This is a genomic window from uncultured Agitococcus sp., assembly GCF_937920075.1.
Classification (GTDB): Bacteria; Pseudomonadota; Gammaproteobacteria; order Pseudomonadales; family Moraxellaceae; genus Agitococcus.
Genome location: NZ_CALETI010000400.1, coordinates 1 through 2,306, shown reverse-complemented (window position 1 = coordinate 2,306; position 2,306 = coordinate 1). Strand labels below are relative to the sequence as shown.

3 protein-coding genes are annotated in these 2,306 nt (G+C 40.8%); 2 read left to right on the top strand and 1 reads right to left on the bottom strand.

The window, feature by feature from the left end; translation table 11 throughout:
* Positions 1–386 (bottom strand): hypothetical protein (locus Q0212_RS13920; protein ID WP_297926552.1); only part of this gene is annotated, 386 nt, incomplete at its 3' end.
* A gap of 140 nt (positions 387–526) precedes the next feature.
* Between Q0212_RS13920 and pyrC the strand changes: the two genes are divergently transcribed.
* Together pyrC and rnt are read left to right on the top strand one after the other, a co-directional pair.
* Entirely contained in the window at positions 527–1,564 is a 1,038-nt protein-coding gene (gene pyrC / locus Q0212_RS13915) for a dihydroorotase (protein ID WP_297926548.1), read from the top strand.
* A complete protein-coding gene (rnt, locus tag Q0212_RS13910) occupies positions 1,564–2,178 on the top strand; it encodes a ribonuclease T (protein WP_297926546.1) in 615 nt (204 codons plus the stop codon). Before pyrC ends, rnt begins: the two co-directional genes overlap by 1 nt.
* Positions 2,179–2,306 lie beyond the last annotated feature (128 nt).

Sequence of the window (2,306 nt, the reverse complement as noted above, 5' to 3'; positions counted from 1 at the left end):
TATTTATCTAATTTTGCTTGAGAAACGCACACACCTATCGCACTAAAAACAAATGCCCCACCAAAATAAATCACCGCCCAAATCGCTAAATCATGTTGTAAAGACGCAAAAGTTGAAACAAATCGCACCTGTTGATACGTTAATAGTCCTAAAAAGACATAAAACAAAATCGCAATCCATTTATTCGACTTCATTAAACTAATCGCACGTTGCACCAAAAAATCTCGGTAACTTTCTTCTAAGGTGTCCGCAAAACGCTCACCTAAACGACGCCGATTGGCCAATAAAGTCATAATTGCTACACGCTCATGAGCCAATTCATTTTGACTAAGTGCCGCAATCGGATGAGGAATACTGGTTGCGGGGGCAGTGTTTTCTTTTAGCATTATTTGCCTCTGGCTTTTTTAGATGGCTTTTTTATACGGTTTAGCTTGGTCTGTTATTATTATGAGATATAATAGCTTACATCAATCGCTGTTAAAGATAGCGCAATTTTTTATTAATTTCACTTTTAATCTGATAATTTATGACAACTCAGCTTACTATTACTCGCCCTGATGACTGGCATATTCACCTACGCGATGGCGTGGCACTCAACAATACGGTTGCCGATGTTGCACGGTATTTTGGACGAGCGATTTGTATGCCCAATCTTGTGCCACCTGTTAAAACTACCGAAGATGCTTTGGCGTACTATCAACGTATTAAAGCCGCTAGCCCAAGCAACAGCAGCTTTGATCCGTTAATGGTTTTATACTTAACCGATCACACCGATGCGGCTGATATTGCGGTTGCCAAAGCATCAGGCAAAGTCAAAGCGGTCAAGTTATATCCTGCTGGAGCAACGACTAACTCTCATGCAGGCGTAACCTCATTAGAAAAAGTTTATGCCGTTTTAGAGCAACTTGCCGAACATGATATGCCGTTATTGGTGCATGGCGAAGTGACGCATAGTGATATTGACATTTTTGACCGTGAAAAAGTATTTATTGATACGATTTTAATGCCCTTAACCCAACGTTTTCCAACGCTACAAATTATCTTGGAACATATTACCACTGCTGATGCTGTGCAATTTGTGCAACAGGCAGGTGATAATATTGCGGCAACCATTACCGCTCACCATTTATTATTTAACCGTAATCATATGTTAGTCGGTGGTATTCGCCCCCACTATTACTGTTTACCGATTTTAAAACGTCAAACTCATCAACAAGCATTATTGACTGCCGCAACATCAGGCAGCTCTAAATTTTTCTTAGGCACAGACAGTGCTCCACACGCTATTCACGCCAAAGAAGCCGCTTGTGGTTGTGCAGGCTCTTATACCGCTCATGCTGCGATAGAACTGTATGCTGAAGCTTTTGAACAAATGAATGCTTTAGATAAATTAGAAGGTTTTGCCAGCTTCTATGGTGCAGATTTTTATGGCTTACCCCGTAACACAGACACTATTACGTTGGTCAAAGAAGAATGGCAAGTACCCAATAATTATACTTTTGGATCAAGTGTCGTTGTACCTATTCGCGCTGGTGATAAAATTACGTGGCGAGTATTGCCATAATGCCACACGCACTCGCACAACGTTTTAGGGGCTATTACCCTGTTATTATTGATGTGGAAACTGGCGGCTTTAATGCCGCCACAGACGGCTTATTAGAAATAGCGGCTATACCTCTCACTTTAGATGAACAAGGTTTATTTAAACCATTAACTGCTTTACACGCGCATATTGCTCCATTTGAGGGGGCTATACTCAATCCAGAAGCACTTAAGTTTACAGGCATTGATCCATTTAACCCTTTACGTCAAGCTGAAGACGAAAAAGAAGCTTTTAGACGAATTTTTCATGATTTACGCCATTGGCAAAAAGAACATGACTGTAAACGAACCATTTTGGTAGGTCATAATGCCAATTTTGATTTGCAGTTTTTAAAAGCGGCTGTTGAACGTACAGGGCTAAAAAATGCCAATCCGTTTCATCCATTTTCGGTATTTGATACCGTCAGTTTGGCAGGTTTAGCTTATGGTCAAACGGTATTAGCCAAAGCGTGTATCAGTGCAGGGATTGATTTTCAAAACGAACAAGCGCATTCGGCTTTATATGACGCGCAAAAAACAGCAGAATTATTTTGTTTGATTGTTAATAAATGGCAGAGTTTGGGCGGCTTAGCCTAGGGTCTGTTGACGTTTATTAATGATGATAATTAAGGGCTGTTCAACAGCCCCTAAATTCTAAGCATTTCGCATTTGTTGCCTTCTTTGCTCAAACAAACACACCGCCACCGCTGCGGCAACATTTAACG

Bases quoted from the DNA above. Each gene is read 5' to 3' on its own strand.
- pyrC (WP_297926548.1), top strand. From the start codon at position 527: ATGACAACTCAGCTTACTATTACTCGCCCTGATGACTGGCATATTCAC.
- rnt (WP_297926546.1), top strand. From the start codon at position 1,564: ATGCCACACGCACTCGCACAACGTTTTAGGGGCTATTACCCTGTTATT.